At 61.0% G+C, this 19,997-nt stretch carries 16 protein-coding genes; 7 read left to right on the forward strand and 9 right to left on the reverse strand.

Annotation, left to right across the window (positions count from 1 at the left end; all coding sequences use genetic code 11):
* Positions 1-5: 5 nt before the first annotated feature.
* A complete protein-coding gene (locus FP2506_RS08300) occupies positions 6-944 on the reverse strand; it encodes a DMT family transporter (RefSeq protein ID WP_007066995.1) in 939 nt (312 codons plus the stop codon).
* Between the two features lie 133 nt (positions 945-1,077).
* On the opposite strand from FP2506_RS08300, the gene pepN reads away from it, so the two are divergent.
* From pepN to FP2506_RS08320, 4 genes are all read left to right on the forward strand, one after another.
* Positions 1,078-3,726, forward strand: coding sequence for an aminopeptidase N (gene pepN, locus FP2506_RS08305; protein ID WP_007066996.1), 2,649 nt, complete (start codon positions 1,078-1,080; stop codon positions 3,724-3,726).
* Positions 3,727-3,860: 134 nt separating this feature from the next.
* On the forward strand, positions 3,861-6,185 hold the full coding sequence (locus FP2506_RS08310; protein WP_007066997.1) for a PAS domain-containing sensor histidine kinase: 2,325 nt from the start codon (positions 3,861-3,863) through the stop codon (positions 6,183-6,185).
* A gap of 143 nt (positions 6,186-6,328) precedes the next feature.
* Positions 6,329-7,876, forward strand: a complete 1,548-nt coding sequence (locus tag FP2506_RS08315) for an undecaprenyl-phosphate glucose phosphotransferase (RefSeq protein WP_244404145.1) — start codon at positions 6,329-6,331, stop codon at positions 7,874-7,876.
* A gap of 116 nt (positions 7,877-7,992) precedes the next feature.
* Positions 7,993-8,502: a GNAT family N-acetyltransferase gene (locus FP2506_RS08320; RefSeq protein WP_007066999.1), complete on the forward strand. Its 510-nt coding sequence runs from the start codon at positions 7,993-7,995 to the stop codon at positions 8,500-8,502.
* 107 nt (positions 8,503-8,609) lie between these two features.
* Here FP2506_RS08320 and FP2506_RS08325 read toward each other — a convergent pair whose 3' ends face one another.
* Together FP2506_RS08325 and FP2506_RS08330 are read right to left on the reverse strand one after the other, a co-directional pair.
* Positions 8,610-9,464, reverse strand: a complete 855-nt coding sequence (locus FP2506_RS08325; RefSeq protein WP_007067000.1) for a DMT family transporter — start codon at positions 9,462-9,464, stop codon at positions 8,610-8,612.
* A gap of 131 nt (positions 9,465-9,595) precedes the next feature.
* Complete coding sequence (locus FP2506_RS08330) at positions 9,596-10,606, reverse strand: NADP-dependent oxidoreductase (protein WP_007067001.1); 1,011 nt, start codon at positions 10,604-10,606, stop codon at positions 9,596-9,598.
* Positions 10,607-10,793: 187 nt separating this feature from the next.
* On the opposite strand from FP2506_RS08330, the gene FP2506_RS08335 reads away from it, so the two are divergent.
* A complete protein-coding gene (locus FP2506_RS08335; RefSeq protein WP_007067002.1) occupies positions 10,794-11,759 on the forward strand; it encodes an AEC family transporter in 966 nt (321 codons plus the stop codon).
* 61 nt (positions 11,760-11,820) lie between these two features.
* Here FP2506_RS08335 and FP2506_RS08340 read toward each other — a convergent pair whose 3' ends face one another.
* The 3 genes from FP2506_RS08340 to FP2506_RS08350 all read right to left on the reverse strand — a co-directional run bounded on the left by FP2506_RS08340 (position 11,821) and on the right by FP2506_RS08350 (position 14,538).
* Positions 11,821-12,300 (reverse strand): hypothetical protein, encoded by a 480-nt coding sequence (locus FP2506_RS08340; protein WP_007067003.1) that lies wholly within the window; start codon positions 12,298-12,300, stop codon positions 11,821-11,823.
* Positions 12,301-12,462: 162 nt separating this feature from the next.
* On the reverse strand, positions 12,463-14,229 hold the full coding sequence (locus FP2506_RS08345) for a sodium:solute symporter family protein (protein WP_007067004.1): 1,767 nt from the start codon (positions 14,227-14,229) through the stop codon (positions 12,463-12,465).
* Positions 14,230-14,253: 24 nt separating this feature from the next.
* The gene (locus FP2506_RS08350; protein ID WP_050765049.1) at positions 14,254-14,538 is read right to left on the reverse strand and encodes a DUF4212 domain-containing protein; all 285 of its coding nucleotides are present in this window, start codon (positions 14,536-14,538) and stop codon (positions 14,254-14,256) included.
* A 532-nt stretch (positions 14,539-15,070) separates the two neighbouring features.
* On the opposite strand from FP2506_RS08350, the gene FP2506_RS08355 reads away from it, so the two are divergent.
* A complete protein-coding gene (locus tag FP2506_RS08355) occupies positions 15,071-15,577 on the forward strand; it encodes a GNAT family N-acetyltransferase (protein WP_007067006.1) in 507 nt (168 codons plus the stop codon).
* 31 nt (positions 15,578-15,608) lie between these two features.
* A complete protein-coding gene (locus FP2506_RS08360) occupies positions 15,609-16,541 on the forward strand; it encodes an alpha/beta fold hydrolase (protein WP_040489035.1) in 933 nt (310 codons plus the stop codon).
* A 15-nt stretch (positions 16,542-16,556) separates the two neighbouring features.
* Here FP2506_RS08360 and cobT read toward each other — a convergent pair whose 3' ends face one another.
* The 3 genes from cobT to FP2506_RS08375 form a co-directional block, all read right to left on the reverse strand.
* The gene (gene cobT / locus FP2506_RS08365; protein ID WP_007067008.1) at positions 16,557-17,576 is read right to left on the reverse strand and encodes a nicotinate-nucleotide--dimethylbenzimidazole phosphoribosyltransferase; all 1,020 of its coding nucleotides are present in this window, start codon (positions 17,574-17,576) and stop codon (positions 16,557-16,559) included.
* Positions 17,577-17,641: 65 nt separating this feature from the next.
* Positions 17,642-18,700, reverse strand: a complete 1,059-nt coding sequence (gene cobD / locus FP2506_RS08370) for a threonine-phosphate decarboxylase CobD (RefSeq protein ID WP_007067009.1) — start codon at positions 18,698-18,700, stop codon at positions 17,642-17,644.
* Positions 18,697-19,995 carry a cobyrinic acid a,c-diamide synthase CobB gene (locus tag FP2506_RS08375; protein ID WP_007067010.1) on the reverse strand — a complete coding sequence of 433 codons (1,299 nt, stop codon included), beginning with the start codon at positions 19,993-19,995 and terminating at the stop codon, positions 18,697-18,699. The genes cobD and FP2506_RS08375 overlap by 4 nt, the downstream gene beginning before the upstream one ends.
* Positions 19,996-19,997: the final 2 nt, after the last annotated feature.

Here is a 19,997-nt window from a genome sequence, read left to right on the forward strand (position 1 = left end):
GAGGCTTAGTAGGTCCGGACCCGCCGCGCCCTCCGCCGTTCGAGGCCGAGCCGGCTCTCGCGCCAGATGATGAAGATGCCCGCCGCGATCACGATCGCACCGCCGACGAGGGTCGAGACGTTGATCGCCTCTCCGAAGACGAGCGCGCCGATCGCGATGGCGAGGATCAGCGATGAATATTCGAACGGCGCGACGGTCGAGGTGTCGGCATATCGATAGGCCGCCGTCAGCAGGAGCTGGCCGACGCCGCCGAGAATACCGGCGAGGACGAGGAAGACCGCCTGCTCGAAGCTCGGCACGATCCAGCCGAAGGGGGCAGAAAAGGCCGAGATGATCGTCGCGGCCAGCATGAAGTAAAGGACGATCGTGGCGGTCTTCTCGGTCTGCGCGAGCCTCCTCACCTGGATCATCGCCACCGCCGCGAAGACCGAACCGACAAGACATGCGATGATGCCGGCGACATGCGATCCGGACAGCGCCTCGGCCCCGACGGTGAGGCTCGGCACGGTCACCACCGCGACGCCGCAAAGGCCGATCACGACCGCCGTCCAGCGATAGGCCCTGACACGCTCTCCGAGGAAGAGCGCCGCGAAGATTACCGTGATCAGCGGCGTCGCATAGTTGATCGTGATCCATTCGGGATAGGGCAGCCGCGTGATGGAAAAGAAGCCGAGCCCCATGGCGGACACCCCGATCAGCCCGCGGATCGCATGGCCTTTCAGATCGTCCGTCGAAAACGCCGTCCTCAGATCGCCGAGCCAGGCGAGATAGATTGCGACCGGCACCAGGGCGAAGAAGCAGCGGAAGAACACGACCTCGCCCGCGGGAACGGTCTCGCCCGCCGCCTTAATCGCGGTCTGCATCGCGACAAAGGAGAGGATCGAGAGGAGCTTGAGCGAAACGCCGAAGATCGGGCTCTCGGTTTCGGCGGAGCCTTGCAGCATGTTGTGGCTTTCGGACGCGGATTGTGGAAGGGCGCAGATGTCGCGCCCTTGCGCTCGATAGCGAAAGCTTTCCCGAAATTGCAAATCGCGATGCCGTGTCTACCTACGGTGCAATCGACAAAAGGACCTCCAGATGCTGCGCACCGAGACTGGCCAGACCGTCAAACTCGCCGACTATTCCGAGACCGACTTCGTCTTCAAGGACGTCTTCCTCACGATCCGGCTGTTCGAGGGGTCCGCCGAGATCGACAGTGAGATCCGGATCGAGCGCCGAGCCGGAACGGCACCAGATGCCCCTCTCGTTCTTGACGGCGACGAGCTGACCCTCACCCATCTGAAGCTGAACGGCAGGGCTGTGGCCGAGGCGGATTACGATGCGAGCGCCGACCGGCTGAAGGTCCGCAATCTACCGGCAGACGATGAATTTGTGCTGCACGTCGGCACGCGGATCGTACCGGAGAGAAACACCAAGCTTATGGGCCTCTACCGGTCTAACGGCATCTGGTGCACTCAGTGCGAAGCTGAGGGGTTCCGCCGGATCACTTACTTCTACGACCGGCCGGACGTTCTGATCCCCTACAAGGTCCGGATCGAGGCTCCGAAGGATGCAGCGCCGGTTCTGCTTTCGAACGGCAATCCCGGCGAGAGCGGCGATCTTGGCGACGGTCGGCACTATGCGGTCTGGGACGACCCGTTCAAAAAACCTTCCTATCTCTTTGCCATTGTCGCCGGCGATCTCGAGCGGATCGGCGACAGCTTCACCACGGCGAGCGGAACGGAGGTGACCCTTGGCATCTATACCGACAAGGGTAAGTCCCATCAGGCGGAATACGCCATGGACGCACTCAAGCGCTCAATGGCCTGGGACGAACGCCGCTTCGGGCGCGAATACGACCTCGACGTCTTCAACATCGTCGCCATCGCCGATTTCAACATGGGCGCGATGGAGAACAAGGGTCTCAACGTCTTCAATCACAAATATGTCCTGCTCGACCCGGACACCGCGACCGACCAGGACTATGCCGGCGTCGAGACCGTCATCGCGCACGAATACTTCCATAACTGGACCGGCAATCGCATCACCTGTCGCGACTGGTTCCAGCTCTGCCTGAAGGAGGGGCTAACGGTCTTCCGAGACCAGGAATTCACGGCCGACGAGCGTGACCGCACGGTCCAACGGATCGGCTCGGTGCGGCGACTAAAATCGATGCAGTTTCCCGAGGATCAGGGTCCGCTCCAACATCCTGTACGGCCCGGCGAATATCGTGAGATCAACAACTTCTATACGGCGACCGTCTACGACAAGGGCGCCGAGCTTGTACGGATGATAGCGACCCTTCTCGGCCCCGAGGACTTTCGAAAGGGCATGGACCTCTATTTCCAGCGCCACGACGGCGATGCCGCGACGATAGAAGAATTCGTCAAGGTCTTCGAGGATGCCGCCAGTACTGACCTTTCTCGCTTCGCGCTCTGGTACCATCAGGCTGGGACGCCAACGCTCACGATCACCGAAGACTACGACGCGAGCGACGACCGCTACACCCTCACCCTCGCACAGTCTTTAAATCAGGGTGCGGCAAAGACAGGCACCGAACCGATGCTGCTGCCGGTGAAGTTCGGGCTGGTCGGGCCGAACGGAGAAGATCGGGCGGTGAGCGCGAGCCGCGGCGGCGACATTCGCGACGACGTCATCCAGCTTTCCGAGGCTGAAGAAAGCTTTGTCTTCGAGAATGTCGGTGGAAAGCCATTCCTTTCGGTGCTGCGCGACTTTTCGGCACCGGTTAATCTCGTACACGCGCAGTCCGAAGCTGATCGACTCGCGCTGGCGCGGCTCGATCCAAATCCGTTCAATCGCTGGCGCACTTTGAACGACCTCGTAGGAGAACGGCTTGCGAAGGCGGGAAGCCAAACGGGCGACCAGCCAACCGACCCGCTCGGTAACGAACTGGTCGGCTCGATTGTCGAAACAGCCGGCGACGACGGCCTCGATCCGGCTTTCCGAGCGCAGGTCCTCAATCTTCCTGCTGATATGGAAATTGCCCGTCTCATTGGCGCAAACGTCGATCCCGACCGAATCCACGCCGCAGCGACGTCGGCGCGCGAGGCGATTGCAGCCAAAGGACGGTCCGTGTTCGAGCGCCTCCTCAATGCAACTCCGGCGGACGCTCGTTTCTCGCCTGATGCGGCAAGCGCAGGAAAGCGAGCCCTCGCCAATGCGGCGCTCGGATATGCGGCCGTCGGCGAGGGCAGACCCGACCGCGCCTTCGAGCGTATCGGCAATGCCTCGAACATGACCGATCGTCAGGCGGCGCTTGCCATTCTCGTCTTCCGCTTCCCCGACCACGAGATGACGCAGCGTGCGCTCGATATCTTCTACGAACGCTACGAGAGCGAGGCGCTCGTTCTCGATAAATGGTTCGCCCTTCAGGGCGCCGCCCCCGGCACGGCGACGCTCGACAGGATCGAGGTGCTCTATCGGCATCCGCGCTTCACGCTGAAGAACCCGAACCGGGCCCGGTCTCTCATCGGTTCCTTCGCCGGTATGAACCCGACCGCGTTCAATCGGGCCGATGGCCGCGGTTATGCCTGGTTCCGGGATCGTCTTCTGGAACTCGATGCGATCAATCCGCAAATCGCGGCTCGAATGGCGACCGCGTTCCGTACCTGGCGCATGCTAGAAGAAGAACGTCAGAGAAAGATCCATGACGTACTATCAGGACTTGCAAACATGCCACAGCTTTCGAAGGACCTGAGAGATATCGTGGACAGAACCCTGGCCTGACGGTGTCAAGCTGAATTATTAAAAATTTACCTATTGGAAAGGTGTGGACAACCCGATTCTCGTCTGTTGATATCTTGGTGATTCGGTTGTGCGGCGTTTCCGAATCGCAAGGTGCGGCAACGAGGAATCCAGACATGCGGGCAGACGCGTTATTCGCGTCGGCGGGGGACCTTTATACCAAATTAAAGGGGTTCCTCGACGACAAGCCGGAATTGGGCGCCTCTTCAGCCCCTTTTTCCCGTTTCAATGCCGGTCAGATCGCATCGACTGAACGCTTTCTCCGGCGGGTCATCCCGGCTCTGCTGATCATTTTCCTGATCCTAGTCGCGCTGGTCCGTTTTGGATCTCTCATCGAATATCGCGGCGCGATTGAATCCGATGTGGAACAGGATCTGCACGTCGCTTCACGTTTCCTTGCGGCGGAGAGCCAACTCCTTACTGAAAGTCAAGCCGAAGTTGATCCGCTCAACGCCCTTTTGACGAGCAGATTGCCAAAAGGCCTTCTGCAACCCGGGCGATTTATTCTCGTGAGCGGCACCGATGGCATCATCACCGCGGCGAGCCCCGGATCTGAATATCTGATCGGCACGGATCTGGTCACCGAGCTGGCACTTTCGCCGACGGCTATCCAGTTGGGACGCGGAGAGACGACCGTACCCGGGACCCTCAATGAAGAGGCGATCGAGACATCGAGCATGATGCTCGCCGACGGCCTCGGGCTCGGGACGATTGTCCAGATCGAGCGTCCAGCTCTGTCGGCCTGGCGGGAAGCTTTGGCGGTCAATGTCACGCTTTTCTCGCTGACGAGTTTCGTGGTCCTTGCCATTGTTCTCGCCTATTTCCGACAAGCATCTCGCGCCAACGAAGCACAGACCGCTTATCTCGAAACGCACGAGCTCGTCGACACGGCTTTAAGCCTTGGTCGTTCAGGTCTCTGGGACTGGAACGTCACACGCGGCGAAGTACAGTTGTCGCGATCTCTCTACGAACTTCTGGGCTTCAGCCCGAAAACTGCCTCTATCGGCTTCGCTGAACTCGAACACCGGCTTCACCCAGCAGATATCGGGGTTAAGCACAGACTTTGTCGCGTCGTCGTCGGCAACGTAGACCGGTTCGACAAGACCTTCCGCTTGCGCCATCGCGATGGACATTTCGTGTGGCTTCGCGCTCATGCTGAAGCAACAAGGACATCCTCGGGCGAACGTCACCTCGTCGGCATAGCCATGGACGTCAGCGAACAGCAGGCGTTTGCTGAGCGGACGAAAGAAGCCCACCATCAGCTTCACAGCGCGATTGAGAACATTCCGGAGACCTTCGTTCTCTGTGACAATGAAGACGATATTATTCTGGCGAACTCGCGATATCGCACGGTCTTCGGGCTGAGCGAAGAGGACACGAAGCCGGGAACCAATCTCGCCCAAGTCATGAGAAAGTCGCGGAAGCCGATCGAAAGCGCACAGGTCAGCGGCAGTTCGTCGAAGCGCGACGACAGTTCCTCGGAAATAAAAATGCCAGACGGACGCTGGCTGCTACTTTCGGAGCGCCGGACCGCTGAAGGGTTCATCGCCATCGGCGCCGACATCACGCAGCTAAAGATGCATCAGACCCGCTTGCACGAATCCGAGCGCCGTCTCACCGACATCATTCACGCCTTGAGCGAGACACGTAGCGATGCAGAGCGCAAAGCCGCTCAGCTCGAGGAATTGAACCACAGCTTCCGCATCGAGAAGAACAAGGCCGAAGCGGCATCACGGGCGAAGACGACCTTCTTGGCCAATATGAGCCATGAGCTGCGCACGCCGCTGAATGCAATTCTCGGCTTCTCCGACATTATGCGCCAACAGATGCTGGGCCCTATTGGCTCAGAAAAATACACCGGATATGCGCATGACATCCACGAGAGCGGAGAATTTCTGCTTCAATTGATCGACGATATTCTCGACATGCAGAAGATCGAAACTGGGCGAACGACGATGTTGCGTCGCATCTTCGATCTGACCGAAGCGGTGGCGGAATCTGCTCGCATGATCGAAGCGTCCGTCGCCAGACGCCAGATCGACCTTGTCGTCGAACAGCCAGAGAAGCTCAACATCTACGCCGATCGTCGTGCTGTCACTCAGATTCTTATGAATCTCATGTCAAATGCCGTGAAATTCAGTGATGCCGGGGGCGAAGTCAGGGTTTCCGTAAAGGAGCGTAGCGGCGCAGTGCTACTAAGCATCACAGATCGCGGCGAGGGTATCTCTCAATGCAATCTGGCGAAGATTGGAAGACCATTCGAACAGACCGAAAGCGAATGGACGCGGACGAAGAAGGGTACAGGCCTCGGACTTGCCATCGCGCGCTCCCTGACGGAACTGCATGGCGGCCGCTTCCGTATCGCGTCGACCCTCGGCGAGGGCACGATCGTCGCTATCCGGCTGCCAAATACCATCGAGGAGCATGCAGAGGCGGCCTGACCAGACCCTTGGCCGCTCTATCCGATCATATTGATCAATTATTAGGTCACTCGCTCTTACAATAGGACGAACAGAGCCGATCCGCCCCGACGCCGGTTCCCGAAGCACCTTACGCTCGGGTCTGTTGCGCCCTGGAGGACGAGTTGAGTCAGAGCGAGCACATCACAGATCTTCGAAGCCTCGCGGCGGTGAAGCCCGTACCAGTAGAAGTGCGCAGCGACCACGACCATGCCGAGCTCAACGCGCTGGCAGCTCGGATCGCCGATCACTATCGCACCGACTTCATGACGCCCAGGCTCTTGACGGGCTATCTTCGCCTCGTCGAATTCGCGGTTCTCGCGGCGATCGGGTCGCTTTTCCTTGTCTTTTACGTCGAAACCGACACGCGTCTGCTGTGGTCATATGTTGCTATCATCCTGGCAGGCTCGACGCTCGGCGTCCTCTCGATCAATGTCGTCGGTGGCTACCGGCTGAGTTTTCTCAGGCGCTCGATGCTGGCCCACTGGCGGGTCGCGGCTGCATGGATCGCCGTGATCGCAGGCGTGACTGCAGCTCTGTTTTTCATCTATGGAAGCGCCGACCATTCCCGTGTCTTCCTAGCGGGATGGTTCGTCTGCGGGATTATCGCTCTAAGTCTGATCCGCGTTACGCTATGCTCGTTCATCCATAAATGGGCGAGGGACGGCCGCATGGAACGGCGCGCCGTCATCGTAGGCGGTGGTCGCAATGCCGCGCAATTGATCCGGGGTCTGGAAGCTCAAGCTGACTCGGATATCCGGATCTGCGGCATCTTCGACGACCGCAACGACCGCCGTTCGCCGCCGCTCGTTGCCGGCTATCCGAAACTCGGAACGATCGCGGAACTCGTCGCCTTCTCGCGTCGAACTCGCATCGACATGTTGATCGTAACCCTGCCGCTTTCAGCCGAGAAGCGACTCCTGAGCCTGTTGCGCAAGCTCTGGGTGCTGCCTGTGGACATCCGTCTGTCGGCCCACGAAAACGCATTGCAGTTCCGGCCGCGCAGCTATTCCTTCATCGGCGACATTCCGATGATCGACGTCCTCGATCGCCCACTTGCCGATTGGGACTGGATCGCAAAACGGGCATTCGATTTCGTCTTCGCATTCCTCGCGATAGCCATCATGTCGCCGATCCTCCTCCTGACGGCGCTCGCGGTGAAGCTCGACTCTCCTGGGCCCGTTATCTTCCGACAGAAGCGTCATGGCTTCAACAATCAGACCATCGAGATATTCAAGTTCCGCTCGCTGCGCGATGAGTTTTCCGATCCTGAAGCCAAGCAAATCGTAACAAAGAACGACAGGCGCATCACCCGTGTCGGTTCGTTTATTCGCAAAACGTCGATCGACGAACTGCCTCAACTCTTCAACGTATTGAGAGGCGATCTCTCGCTCGTTGGGCCGCGGCCACATGCGCTTCATGCACAATCCAGCCGGAACGAGACCTTCACAGCGATCGTCGACGGCTATTTCGGCCGGCACAAGGTGAAGCCCGGCATTACAGGCTGGGCTCAGATCAAGGGGTGGCGCGGCGAAATCGATCAGCCGGAAAAGCTCCAGCGGAGGTTCGAGCACGATCTCCACTACATCGAAAACTGGTCGCTACGCTTCGATCTTTACATTCTCCTGATGACGCCGATCAGCATGTTGAGCAAGACCGACGGCGCCTATTGACGGGCTCGTTGATTTAAACACCGCGCAAGCGTCGACGCATCGCGTCAGAGCTTGTCATCAACCGCGAGTCCATGTCCTTTCGTATTACCGGACCAAAGACGAGAGCGGTGAGAGGCATGGAAATTACGATACGCAAAGAACGGGCCGCAGATCACGAGACCATCCGGCGGCTTACCGAAGCGGCTTTCGAAGCAGTCGAAGAGAGCGACGGTTCTGAGGCGGACATTCTCGACGCTTTACGTGCGGATGAAGCGTTGGAGCTCTCCCTCGTCGCGGTCGACGAAACCGACCAGATCTTTGGCCATATCGCCTTTTCGCGCATCACGATCGAGAGTGGAGAGCCTCAATGGTTCGGTCTCGGCCCGATCTCGGTGTGGCCGAAGTATCAGCGCGGCGGGATCGGCTCGCGGCTGGTCCAGGCGGGACTCTTGGAAATCCGAAAGCTGGGGGCGAACGGCTGCGTCCTCGTCGGTGATCCGAACTTCTACTCTCGCTTTTCGTTCGAGAGCGACGATGCCCTTACCTATTCCAGCCTGCCGCGGCAGTATATTCAAAGGATTGTTTTCCATGGGCCCGCGCCGCGTGGCGAAATCAGCTATCATCCGGCGTTCGGAACAGAGAGCTAGAGAGACGGGCGAAAGGGCGATCTCCGGTGTTCGACCACGCCGGGGCGGAGCATGTTCACAATGAGGTCCCGGCGATCAAACGCTGAGGCCAGATGCAAAGAGCAAGCTCAGGCAGTCGGCGGTACCTGGCGCCGCTTCCACTGGCGCGTTGCGACGGCCACTCCTGCGGCGGCGACGATGAGACCTGCCGCCTGGATCGGCGTTAATTGGTCGCCGAAAAGCAGATAGGCCATCACGGCGGTGACGCCGGGTGTCAGGTACATGAGAGAGGCGACGGACGAAACCGCGCCCTCGCGGATCAGGACCATCATCAGGAAGATCGCGCCAATAGAGAGCACCAGCGTCAGCCAGGCCAGCGCGAAGACGAACTCTCCGGTCCAGCGTATCGAATATGACTCGAAGAACGCGGCCAGGACGACCATTGGAACGAGGGCACCGAGATACTGGAACGCGGTACCGGTTCGAAGATCGACGCCCGCAGCAAAACGCTTCTGCCAGATGGTGCCGAGCGAGATAGCGAAGGCCGAAAGAAAGACGGGAAGCAGCGTTTGAGAGTTCATCACGCCGCCCGAGCCGAGCTTTGGCGAAATGACCATCGCGATGCCCGTCAACCCAAGCGCGAGACCAGCTAGATGCCGCGGCCTCACCCGGTCGCCGAGAACGACACCAGCGAGCAATGTCGTGAGAATCGGTTGAAGACCGACGATCAGCGCGGCGATGCCCGCGTTGAGGCCATGACGAACGGCGTAGAAGACGCCGCCGAGATAAGCCCCGTGAATGAGACCTCCCGCGATCATTGAATGGAGCGCCTGGTCCCCATCCGGCTTCCTCGCGCTTGTCGCGACAGCAAATGCTGCGAGGATCACAAGGGCAAGGGCAAAGCGGATCGCAAGAAAGGTGAACGGTTCGGCATAGGGCATTGCCATGCTCGCGCCGATGAAGCCGGTCGACCAAAGCAGCACGAACAGCGGCGGAAAGAGCCAGAGGAAGCGGGCGATGGGACGGTCCTGTCGGAAGAAGCTTGGATGCGGGCGGGGACAGCGCTAGCATGACAAGAGCAGTCCTGCCAGACGAGTGACAGAGCGCCCATTGCTTAGGGTTCGGACATCTGCACCACGACCTTACCTTTGGCGTGCCCGGCTTCGAGATAGGCGAACGCCTCGCCGATTTCCGCGAACCGGAAGACACGGTCCACGACGGGCTCGATAACTCCGTCCTTTATCAACCGGGCGAGTTCGGCAAGTTCCGCGCCGCTCGGATGCATGAAGAGAAAGCGATAATGCGCATCGTGTTTCCGCGCCAGCCGGCGCAGACGGAAGCTCGCGAGCCAGAAGAGAGCGGCAAGGCCATAGCCGCGGCCGAGATCCTTGAGAGCCGTCTGCGGCTCGGGCATTTCCGCGATCGAGACGACCTTGCGGCCGGGCTTCACGACACCGAAGGCGCGAACCAGCGTCTCCCCGCCAACGAGATCGAAAACGCCATCCATGTCGCCTATCCGCTCCTCGAAGCGCTCGATGGTATAATCGATGACGCAGTCGGCGCCGAGGCGTTCAACCAATGCCCTGCCCCGTGGCGATGCGGTGGTTGTCACCTGCGCGCCGAGCCACTTTGCGATCGGAATGGCGAAGGTTCCGACGCCGCCAGCGCCGCCAGGAATGAAGACCCGGCTGCCCGGTTTCAATTTTAGTTCGTCGCGGAGCGCCTGAAGGGCCGTCAGTCCCGCCAGAGGCACGCCGGCGGCGGCAGTAAAGTCCAGGTCATCGGGCATCTCCGCAACGAAGGCCTCATCGACCGCCGCAAAGTCTGCGAAGGCGCCGAGCCGCTCCTTCGCCACCCTTGCGAAGACGCGATCGCCCGGCACGAAGCGTTTCACGCGATCCCCGCAGGCCTCGACGACACCGGCCAGTTCGTTTCCCATGACGATCGGCAGACGGTAGCGCTGGACGAGACGAAGTTTGCCCTCGCGCGTCTTGAAGTCGACCGGGTTGAGACCGGCAGCCCTGACGCGGATTAAAATCTCGCCCGGGCCGGGCGTTGGCCTGTCCACGTCCTGCAGGCCCATGACATCCGGCCCGCCATAGGCGGATTGCACAAGTGCTTTCATGGCAATGCCCCTTCTGTCCTATTCGGTACAGCCTGAAATTAGCGCTCGTCGAAGGGCGCACGTTGAAGATTATTGGGCGCAAAGAATGAACTTCGGCGCGCATCGCTCCAACACCCCCATCCGATTTGCGTCATGCCGGGTGAAGGTCTAACCGAAGGCACGCCGCTTCCCCCGCGCTCCGGACACCATGCAGACCATCCTCGACATCATCGTACCTGTCTTCGGTCTCATCGCAGTTGGTTATCTCGTCGCGCGGCTGAAGCTGTTGTCGGAGGATGTTGGGCAAGGACTGGCGAAGTTCGTCTTTATAGTTGCGGTGCCCGTTCTGCTATTTCGGTCGCTGGCGGAAGCCTCTTTCGGCGATGCCAATCCCGGCTTTCTCTGGCTCGCCTATTTCGGGAGCGTCGTGGTGGCCTGGACCGCCGGCACCGTTCTCATCCGATGGATCGTGAAGGCCGATCATCGAACAGGCGTGATCGCCGGTGTTTCTGCGAGCTTCGCGAACACGGTCTTCGTCGCACTCCCGACCTTGCAGCGCGCCTACGGTGACCGCGGGATCGAGCCGCTCCTTCTGATCATAGCGATCCATTTGCCGGTGATGATGGTGGCCTCGACGCTGCTGGTGGAACGAGCGGTTCAGCTCGATGCGAAGGAAACTGTGGGCGGATCGGAGCGTGTAGGCCTGATCGCCATCCTGAAGCGAACCGGTCGCAATCTCACAACGAACTCGATCATCATCGGGATTGCTTGTGGTCTCGTCTGGCGGGTCACCGGCCTGCCGCTGACCGGACATTTCGACGAAATAACCCAGCTCATCGGAACGACAGCCGGCCCAGTGGCGCTCTTCGCGCTCGGCATGTCGCTGACTCGGTATGGACTGAGGGGGGATATCCTGTCTGCCTCCGTGATCGCCTTCATTTCGCTCATCGTTCAACCCGGACTGGTCTGGTTGATCGGGACGGAGCTCGGCCTGACCGATCTATGGCTGAAAGGCGCCGTGTTGACTGCCGCGGCGCCCGCCGGGGTCAACGCCTATCTCTTTGCCGCCTATTTCGGCACCGGTGAAAAGCTGGCCGCGACCACGATCCTGTTGTCGACGATTCTCGCAGTCTTCACGCTGAGCGGCTGGCTGACCGTGCTGTCGGCGGCGTAGTAGCAGAACCTGTTGGCCGGTGACCACCTCGCCTCCCCCGATCGGGATCTCCGGCTCGGCTTTAGGTATCTTCGGAGACCGACGCGCAGACCAGTTCGCGCAAGCGGCCGGTCTGGTTCGCTTCTGTGGGAGCTGCGGTTTCGAAGCCGCAGTCGACGACTATCGATTGGCGCTCGGCGGGAATGCGACGTTCCATGTAATAGAGTTCGACAAGAACCTTATTGGGGTCATTCGAATTGCGTTGCGCTCCGCCGAGATCGACAGCGACGAAACGTTCCGTAACGGGAAAGAGGAAGCTCCAAGGCCGCCAGATATTCGACTGTCCTACCTCGTCGATAACAACGAAGCGATCGGGCAGTGCCGAGGCTGTCCGAGAGGCCCAACTGTAGTCGCCCCAAATCGCGAAGCTGACGAGTGAGAGTGCCGCGACGACGGGAATCGTCGTCTTGGGCAGCCGGCCGCCAGAGATCTTGCGCAGAACGTAGACGATACCGCCGACGCTCAGAGCGAGCGCGATAGCGGCGAAGAGTTCCAGGGCCATGGCTTCGCTGACGCTTTTTCTTGCCGCACGAACGGCGCGGACCAGCGCGAAGGGTTCGAGCCGGCCCGCCGCTTGAAGCGCGTCTGAGCGAAGCGGTCAACACGAAAACGGCCCGCTCCATGGAGCGGGCCATTCATTTTGTCGAGCTTGCCGCCCGAACGGTTAGTGTGCGCTTGCGCCAGTCGCGCCACGGGGAACGCGAAGCGACTCGACCATCTCCTGAATCCGCTGCGGCGGACTTGCCGTCGCCCGAGACACAAGGATCGCGGTGACGAAGTTGAAGATCGCACCGATTGCACCGAAGGAAGTCGACTTCACCGACAGGAACAGCGGATCAGCATCCGTGAAGGTGTTCGTGTCGGGAATGAAGAACCAACCCTTGTGCAGGAAGATGTAAACGAGGGTCACGACGAGACCGACGAGCATGCCGGCGACTGCGCCCCGATTGTTTATGGTCTTGGAGAAGACGCCCATCATCAGCACCGGGAAGATCGAGGCTGCCGCGATGCCGAAGGCGAGAGCCACCGTCTGCGCTGCAAAACCCGGAGGATTGAGGCCGAGATAAGTCGCAACCGCAATGGCCGCGGCCATGGCGATACGAGCCGCCATCAGCTCCCCCTTCTCCGAGATGTTCGGGTTGATCGCCCCCTTGACCAGATCGTGCGATACCGCGCCAGAGATTGCCAGGAGGAGACCTGCGGCGGTGGAAAGCGCCGCCGCAAGGCCACCGGCGGCGACCAGTGCGATCACCCAGCCAGGCAGGCCCGCGATCTCTGGATTGGCTAGAACCAGAATGTCGTTGTTGACTTCAAGCTCGTTGCCGTTCCAGCCCAGCTCCTGCGCCCGGCTTTCGAAGTCCGGGTTTGCATCATTGTAGATCTGGATGTTGCCATCGCCGTTCTTGTCCTCGAACTGGATAAGGTTGGTCAGCTCCCAGTTCCTGATCCACTCCGGCCGTTCGTCGTAGGCAAGTGCCTGCTCTCCGACCCCATTCGGATAGACCGTGTCGATGATGTTGAGGCGCGCCATTGCGCCCACGGCCGGAGCCGTGAGGTAGAGAAGCGCGATGAACACCAGAGCCCAACCCGCCGAATAACGCGCGTCCGACACTTTTGGCACGGTGAAGAAGCGGATGATGACGTGCGGCAGGCCAGCCGTACCGATCATCAGGGTCAGGGTGAACAGGAACAGATTGAGATCCGTATCCTGCTGGCCGGTGTAACTGGCGAAGCCGAGGTCACCCAAAACCGTGTTCAACGTCGCGAGGATCGGCTGCCCCGTGTCCCGGAACTCGGAGAAAAGACCGAGTGGCGGAAGGAAGGTACCAGTGAGCTGAAGCGAGATGAAGATCGCCGGTATCGTGAAGGCCGAGATCAGAACGATGTACTGAGCAACCTGCGTGTACGTGACGCCCTTCATGCCGCCAAGAACGGCGTAGAAGAAGACGACTGCAGCGCCGATGAGGAGGCCGGTCGTATTCGACACTTCCAAAAAGCGCGAGAACGCGACGCCGACGCCGGTCATCTGTCCGATCACGTAGGTCACCGAGGCGACGATCAAGCAGAGGACGCCGATCAGGCGGGCCGTCTTCGAATAGAAACGGTCGCCGATGAATTCCGGCACCGTGAACGAGCCGAATTTTCGCAAGTATGGCGCCAGCAACAGTGCAAGGAGCACGTAGCCACCGGTCCAGCCCATCAGGTAGGCCGAAGCGTCATAGCCGTTGAAGGCGATGAGACCCGCCATCGAGATGAACGATGCGGCCGACATCCAGTCTGCACCGGTCGCCATACCGTTTGTGATGGGATGAATGCCGCGATTGGCGGCGTAGAATTCGGTTGTCGAGCCGGCACGGGCCCAGAACGCGATGCCGATGTACAACGCGAACGTTGCACCGACAACGAGTAGATTGAGGTAATACTGATCCATCAGGTGTTGTCCTCCCCGTCCCGATTACTTTTCGTCGACGTCAAACTTGCGGTCGAGAGATTTCATCCTCCACGCATAGAAGAAAATCAGAACGATAAAGACGAGAATCGATCCCTGCTGGGCGAACCAAAAACCGAGATCGGTCCCGCCGACCGCTATACCGCTGATCAGCGGCCTGAACAGAATCGCGAATCCGAACGACACCAACGCCCAAACGATCAGGCATCCGACCATGAGACGAACGTTGGCTTTCCAGTATGCGTCGGAAGTGCGGCCATCCGTACCGCCCGACAAATTCGAGTTACTCATGCAAACTCCTCCCATGCACAGGCGCTTTTGTTTAGCATGAGGATGCCCCATTCGGTAAAGATGGCTTTAGTCTTATTATTTTATCGCTCCATTCCACATGGTCGCCTGACGGAAAGTCTCATCGGTTCAATAGCTTGCATGCAGTTTCTAGAGTTGTCGTCGACGCTGACCAAAGAAGCTGGGCCGAGACCCGTTGGCAAAGGCAGGGGTTCCGGAGCGTAGTTGGGCCGCCCAATGCTCGCTGAACCGTCGCTTCTTTGCCCTATGACGACTGATAGAAGGCAGCGATTCGCCAAAACCCTCGACCGTGCATGCTGAGTTGAAGGCAATGCAACGGGTCGCTGAAAACAGGCAAGCAATGGGTGGGAGGCGGATCGTAGAACAAGCCGAACCATTTCCGTCGGGGCCGGCCATCTCCGGGTCCAACTTTTCGTCTGGCAAACATATGGTTAATATCATGTGACGCACTACGTCCTTGGTCGTACCCGCGGGCGTATCGCAGCAGGCCTTGGCAATTGGCGCGAGAGCGACGATGACGACGACGATCACCGATATTCGCTATGCCGAGGAAGTCGACGCTTCGTGCCTCGATCGCGTCCACAGCGCATCCTGGCGCCATGCCTATACTGGAATAATACCGTACCGCAGCCTGAACGCTATGATCGCACGGCGCGATTCGGCCTGGTGGGCACGCACCATCAATGCCGGCGCTCGGGTACTCGTCTGCCGGTTCGGCGGCAGTATCGTCGGCTACGCTACGCTTGGGCGGAACCGTACGCGAGCTCTGCCGGTCGATGGCGAAGTCTACGAACTTTATTTGGAGCCTGCTTTTCAGGGCGTGGGCCTCGGGCGGAGACTATTTACAGCGGCACGTGAGCGACTCGCGCGGGATGGCGCAAAAGGCCTCGTCGTATGGACGCTGGCCGAAAACGATCGCGCCCTAGCATTCTACCGCTCGCTTGGCGGCTCGGACGTGGCTCAGGGCGCCGAGGTATTCGGCGAGAAGACCACAGGGAAGATTGCGTTTCTTTGGAAGTGACCTTGCCCGAGGCCTTCGTCCGGGTGACGCAATGAACAGGTTCACTAGCCTGACCCTCGATAGTCCGACGGGCGCGGCGTTGCGGGTGTATCGATCGACGCTTACAGAGCCCCGCGCGGTCGTCCTGGTCTTTCATGGACTTGCCGAACATGCAGGACGCTATGGAAGCTTCGCAGACGCGCTTGCCTATGCGGATATCGCAGTTTTTGCACACGATCATCGCGGCCACGGGTCGACGGTGGCGCGGGATGCACCGTTCCGGCGATTTGCGCGCCGCAACGGTCCGAACGTGGTGCTGCGCGACTGTCGCGCGGTCTTCGATCTTGCACGCGAAACATACCCAGAATTGCCAATCGTCATCTTTGGGCATTCCATGGGCGGCCTCGTGGCGCTCAATTTTGCTCAACTGTACGGCCGGGACCTTGCCGCAGTGGCGGTTTGGAACTCCGACTTTCGGGCAGGCTGGGAGGTTCGAGCCGGACTCATCGGCCTGCGGATCGAGAAGTTCTTCAAGGGCTCGGACGTCGCGAGCATGCTGTCGCGCCGGGTCGTCTTCGCGCCCTGGGAGAGGTCGATCGAGAACCGGCGGACCGATCAGGATTGGCTGTCGCATGATCCGGGCGCCGTCGATGCATTCATCGAGGACCCCCTCTGCGGGTTCATACCCACCGTCTCGATGATGGAGGACGTGATCGCGCTGATCCGTGCGGGCCGTAGCGACGAAGCGATAGCCCGACTGCCGAAGCATCTGCCAATGCACCTCCTTGGCGGGACCGAGGATCCGGCGACGGACGGTGGCAAGGCGCTGAAATGGCTCGAAGCCCGGCTGAAGAAGCAGGGCCTTCTCGATATCACGCTGACGATCGTCGAAGGCGCGCGGCACGAAACGCTCAACGAGGTTTCGGCGATCAGGGAGCCGGTGGTCCGCGATTTTATCCACTGGCTGAACGCCCGGCTCGGCTGAGCGCGCCATGATCCGTTACGTACCTGCCTTGTTCGAAACGGCCGCCTGATCGAAGGTCGCCATGCCTGTGTGGCATTGGCAGGCGGCCTTCACGATGCCGGCGGCGAGCGCCGCCCCGGTTCCCTCCCCAAGACGCATACCAAGGGCGAAAAGCGGCACCTTGTCCATAACGCTCAGCGCCTTGATGTGACCCGGCTCGGCTGAAACATGCGCAAAGAGACAATGGTCCAGCGCCGACGGCTCCATCTTGTGGAGAATGGCGGCGGCAGCCGTCGCGACGAAACCGTCGATGACGAGCGGGACACGCTGGGTGCGCGCCGCGAGGATGGCGCCGACCATCGCCGCGAATTCCCGGCCACCGACCCTGCGAAGTATCTCCAGCGGATCTTTGAGATGGCCTTTGTGAGTTTCCATGGCTCGCGCGACGACCTCGGCCTTATGTTTCAGACCGGCATCGTCGAGTCCGGTTCCGGGGCCAACCCAGTCGGCCGGATCACCACCGAACAGGGCGCAGTAGATCGCCGCGGCGACTGTCGTGTTACCGATGCCCATCTCGCCGAGACAGATGAGATCGGGCTCGCCCGCAAGCGCCTCCATACCGTAGGCGATGGTCGCGGCGCAGGTCTTTTCGTCCATCGCCGGCTCCACGCTGATGTCGCCGGTGGGATAGTCGAGGGCGAGATCGAACACCTTCAGTCCGAGATCGTAGGCCGCGCAGATCTGGTTGATCGCCGCGCCCCCCGAGGCGAAGTTGGTCACCATCTGCTGTGTTACTTCGGAGGGATATGGCGAGACTCCCTGCTTCGTGACGCCATGGGTGCCAGCGAAGACGGTGACCACGGGACGCAGGATAGTGGCCGAACCGCGCCATCCGGCGACCCATTCCGAGAGATCCTCCAGACGACCAAGGGAACCAGGTGGCTTGGTAAGCTGTGCCTCACGCTCACGCTTGGCGCGGATCGCCGCGCGATCGGCTGAGGGAAGATTGGCGATCAGATCGCGGATGTCGTCGAAGGGAAGGCCGGAAGCGGACATGGAACTCCTGAATGCGGGTCGGGGAAAAGCTGTCGCCGCTCGTTCTGGCGATGGATAAGCGGGTTCTATCCCGGCGCGGGCGGCGCGTCACCCGTTGCAGCCTCGATCGCGGCAAGGCTGGCTTGAAGCGCTTTTTCGAGCCGCGCTCCATCCGCGTCGTCCTTCGGGTTGCCGAAGCGCAGCCAGGTCGGCGCATCGCGGAATGCGCGCGTCAGGATGTGCCGTTCGCAAAGCGCACGGTGAAGATCGCGCGCACGGGGATGATGGACGGTCTTGAAGAGAGCGGTCTCACCGACGATCGAAACGTGCATGCGGCCGAGGATCGCGGTGATCCGTGCCGATTGGGCAGCGATGTTCTTTTTCAGCGTCTTTATCACGACATAGTCTTGCATGATGGCGCTGCCGACCTCGATGGCGGGCGTCGAAACCGCCCAGGGCCCGAGGCGCGCGGTGAGCTGTTTCGCAAGATCGCGCGTCGTCAGGGCAAAGCCGAGGCGCAGGCCTGCCAGCCCCGTGAATTTTCCGAAGGAGCGATAGATCAGAAGACCGTCGCGCCCGGCATATTGCGTCAGGGACAGCGTCGGTTCGGTATCGGCGAAGGCTTCGTCGACGATGAGCCAGCTGCCCTGCTCCGCGAGCCGGTCCGCGAGAGAAAGCAGCGAACGGGGCGCGAACCGGCGGCCGTCGGGGTTGTTCGGATTGACCACGACGACTGCGCGCGCCTCTGCGGGGATGTCGACCGGATCGTGAAAGCGTTTCACCTGATGTCCGGCAGCCTCAAAGGCGCGGGCGTGTTCGGAATAGGTGGGTTCCAGCACAGCCACCACGCCCGTCGGCAGGACAAACGGCAGAAGCGAGATCAGCGCCTGAGAGCCGGGCGCGATGACGATGCCGGCATCGTCCGGTGCGCCGTAAAATTTCCGGGCAGCATCGGTCAGACGGCGTTCGGCATCGGCTTCGGGAAGGCGCGACCAGGCAGCAGCGCTCAAGGTCGGGATCGGCGGCGGCGCGGGGTTGATGCCGGTCGACAAGTCTAGCCAGCCCTGCCGGGTTCCGCCGAAGCGGGCGATCGCTGCGTCGAGGGCGCCGCCATGGGCCATGGGCTGGGACTGGTGGTCGTTCATGACAAAGCGAGATCGACGAGGTGGAGGAACGAGCCGCAGACATTGCCGAGGATCTGCCCGCACGTGCCGAGATCCGTCGACCGCGCGTCCTCCGCCGCAAACAGCGCTGGGCCGTCGCCCTGTTCGAGGATAGTCGCGTAGTGGAATTCGTGAGCGGTCATCGGCGCCTTGAACGGGGCGCCCGGCCTGGGTGTCGCTCGGCGATAACCGAGATGCAGCTTGCGTGTCTCGAAACTGGTGACCAGCGGCAGGAGACCGAGCATTTCATGTCGGGTGCCGACGGCATCCACGATTCCCCTTCCGAGCGTCATGTAGCCCCCGCATTCGCCGTAGATGAGCGCCCCCCGGCTGCCGACAGCGACCATACCGGATTTGAAGCGAGCGGCCTCCGCCAATCGATGGCCATGGAGTTCCGGGTAACCGCCAGGGAGGTAGATGGCGTCGGCCGTCTGGTCCGGCCCCTCGTCGGCGAGTGGTGAGAAGAAGGAAAGTTCGGCTCCGGCCGCCCGCCAACCATCGATGAGATGCGGATAGAGAAAGGCGAATGCTTCGTCCCGTGCGATGGCGATCCGCTGACCGAACGGCGGCAATCGGGCGGGTATCGCCGAGTCGGCCCCGGACGTCGGGCGAGCAAGATCGATGACGGCATCGAGGTCGGCATAATCGGTGAAGATCGTCGACGCACGTTCGAGGAAGTGCGCGAGGTCGGCATGTTCGCTCGCCTGCACGAGACCCAGATGGCGCTCCGGCAGGGCGAGCTCCGGCCGGCGTGGTATCGTGGCAAGGACTGGAATGCAGAGCGGTTTGAGCGCCTCGCGCAGCAGCGCCTCGTGCCGCGCGGAGCCGATCCGGTTGAGGATGAGCCCCGCGATGCGCGTCGAGGATCGAAAGCTTGCGAAACCCGATACGAGCGCCGCCACGGAATGGCTCTGCTTGGCGCAGTCGATTACGAGGACGGTGTTCAGACCGCGCAGTTCGGCGAGATCGGCCGCCGAGCCCGTGCCGTCCGCCGCGCCGTCGAAGAGGCCCATCATGGCTTCGACGACGAAAGCGTCTGCGCCTTCTGAAGCGTCCGCTGCCAGGTGTCGCAGAAGCTCAGGGCGCATCGCCCATGGGTCGAGATTGACGCTCGGCCGGCCGGCGGCTGCGGCGTGGAAGGCAGGGTCGATATAATCCGGTCCGGCCTTGGCGGGGGCGAGCTTCAGACCGCGCCGCTTGAGCGCGGCGAGCAAAGCCAGCGTGATAGTGGTCTTGCCGGCGCCCGAGCAAGGGGCGGCGATGAGGAGGCCGCTCATGG

This window comes from Fulvimarina pelagi HTCC2506, assembly GCF_000153705.1.
In the GTDB taxonomy this organism is placed as follows: domain Bacteria; phylum Pseudomonadota; class Alphaproteobacteria; order Rhizobiales; family Rhizobiaceae; genus Fulvimarina; species Fulvimarina pelagi.

Coding starts and splice junctions, on each gene's coding strand:
- pepN (WP_007066996.1), top strand. CDS start 1,078: ATGCTGCGCACCGAGACTGGCCAGACCGTCAAACTCGCCGACTATTCC.
- FP2506_RS08360 (WP_040489035.1), top strand. CDS start 15,609: ATGAACAGGTTCACTAGCCTGACCCTCGATAGTCCGACGGGCGCGGCG.
- FP2506_RS08320 (WP_007066999.1), top strand. CDS start 7,993: ATGGAAATTACGATACGCAAAGAACGGGCCGCAGATCACGAGACCATC.
- FP2506_RS08350 (WP_050765049.1), bottom strand. CDS start 14,538: ATGAGTAACTCGAATTTGTCGGGCGGTACGGATGGCCGCACTTCCGAC.
- FP2506_RS08340 (WP_007067003.1), bottom strand. CDS start 12,300: ATGGCCCTGGAACTCTTCGCCGCTATCGCGCTCGCTCTGAGCGTCGGC.
- FP2506_RS08300 (WP_007066995.1), bottom strand. CDS start 944: ATGCTGCAAGGCTCCGCCGAAACCGAGAGCCCGATCTTCGGCGTTTCG.
- cobT (WP_007067008.1), bottom strand. CDS start 17,576: ATGTCCGCTTCCGGCCTTCCCTTCGACGACATCCGCGATCTGATCGCC.
- cobD (WP_007067009.1), bottom strand. CDS start 18,700: ATGAACGACCACCAGTCCCAGCCCATGGCCCATGGCGGCGCCCTCGAC.
- FP2506_RS08330 (WP_007067001.1), bottom strand. CDS start 10,606: ATGAAAGCACTTGTGCAATCCGCCTATGGCGGGCCGGATGTCATGGGC.
- FP2506_RS08375 (WP_007067010.1), bottom strand. CDS start 19,995: ATGAGCGGCCTCCTCATCGCCGCCCCTTGCTCGGGCGCCGGCAAGACC.
- FP2506_RS08335 (WP_007067002.1), top strand. CDS start 10,794: ATGCAGACCATCCTCGACATCATCGTACCTGTCTTCGGTCTCATCGCA.
- FP2506_RS08310 (WP_007066997.1), top strand. CDS start 3,861: ATGCGGGCAGACGCGTTATTCGCGTCGGCGGGGGACCTTTATACCAAA.
- FP2506_RS08355 (WP_007067006.1), top strand. CDS start 15,071: ATGACGACGACGATCACCGATATTCGCTATGCCGAGGAAGTCGACGCT.
- FP2506_RS08345 (WP_007067004.1), bottom strand. CDS start 14,229: ATGGATCAGTATTACCTCAATCTACTCGTTGTCGGTGCAACGTTCGCG.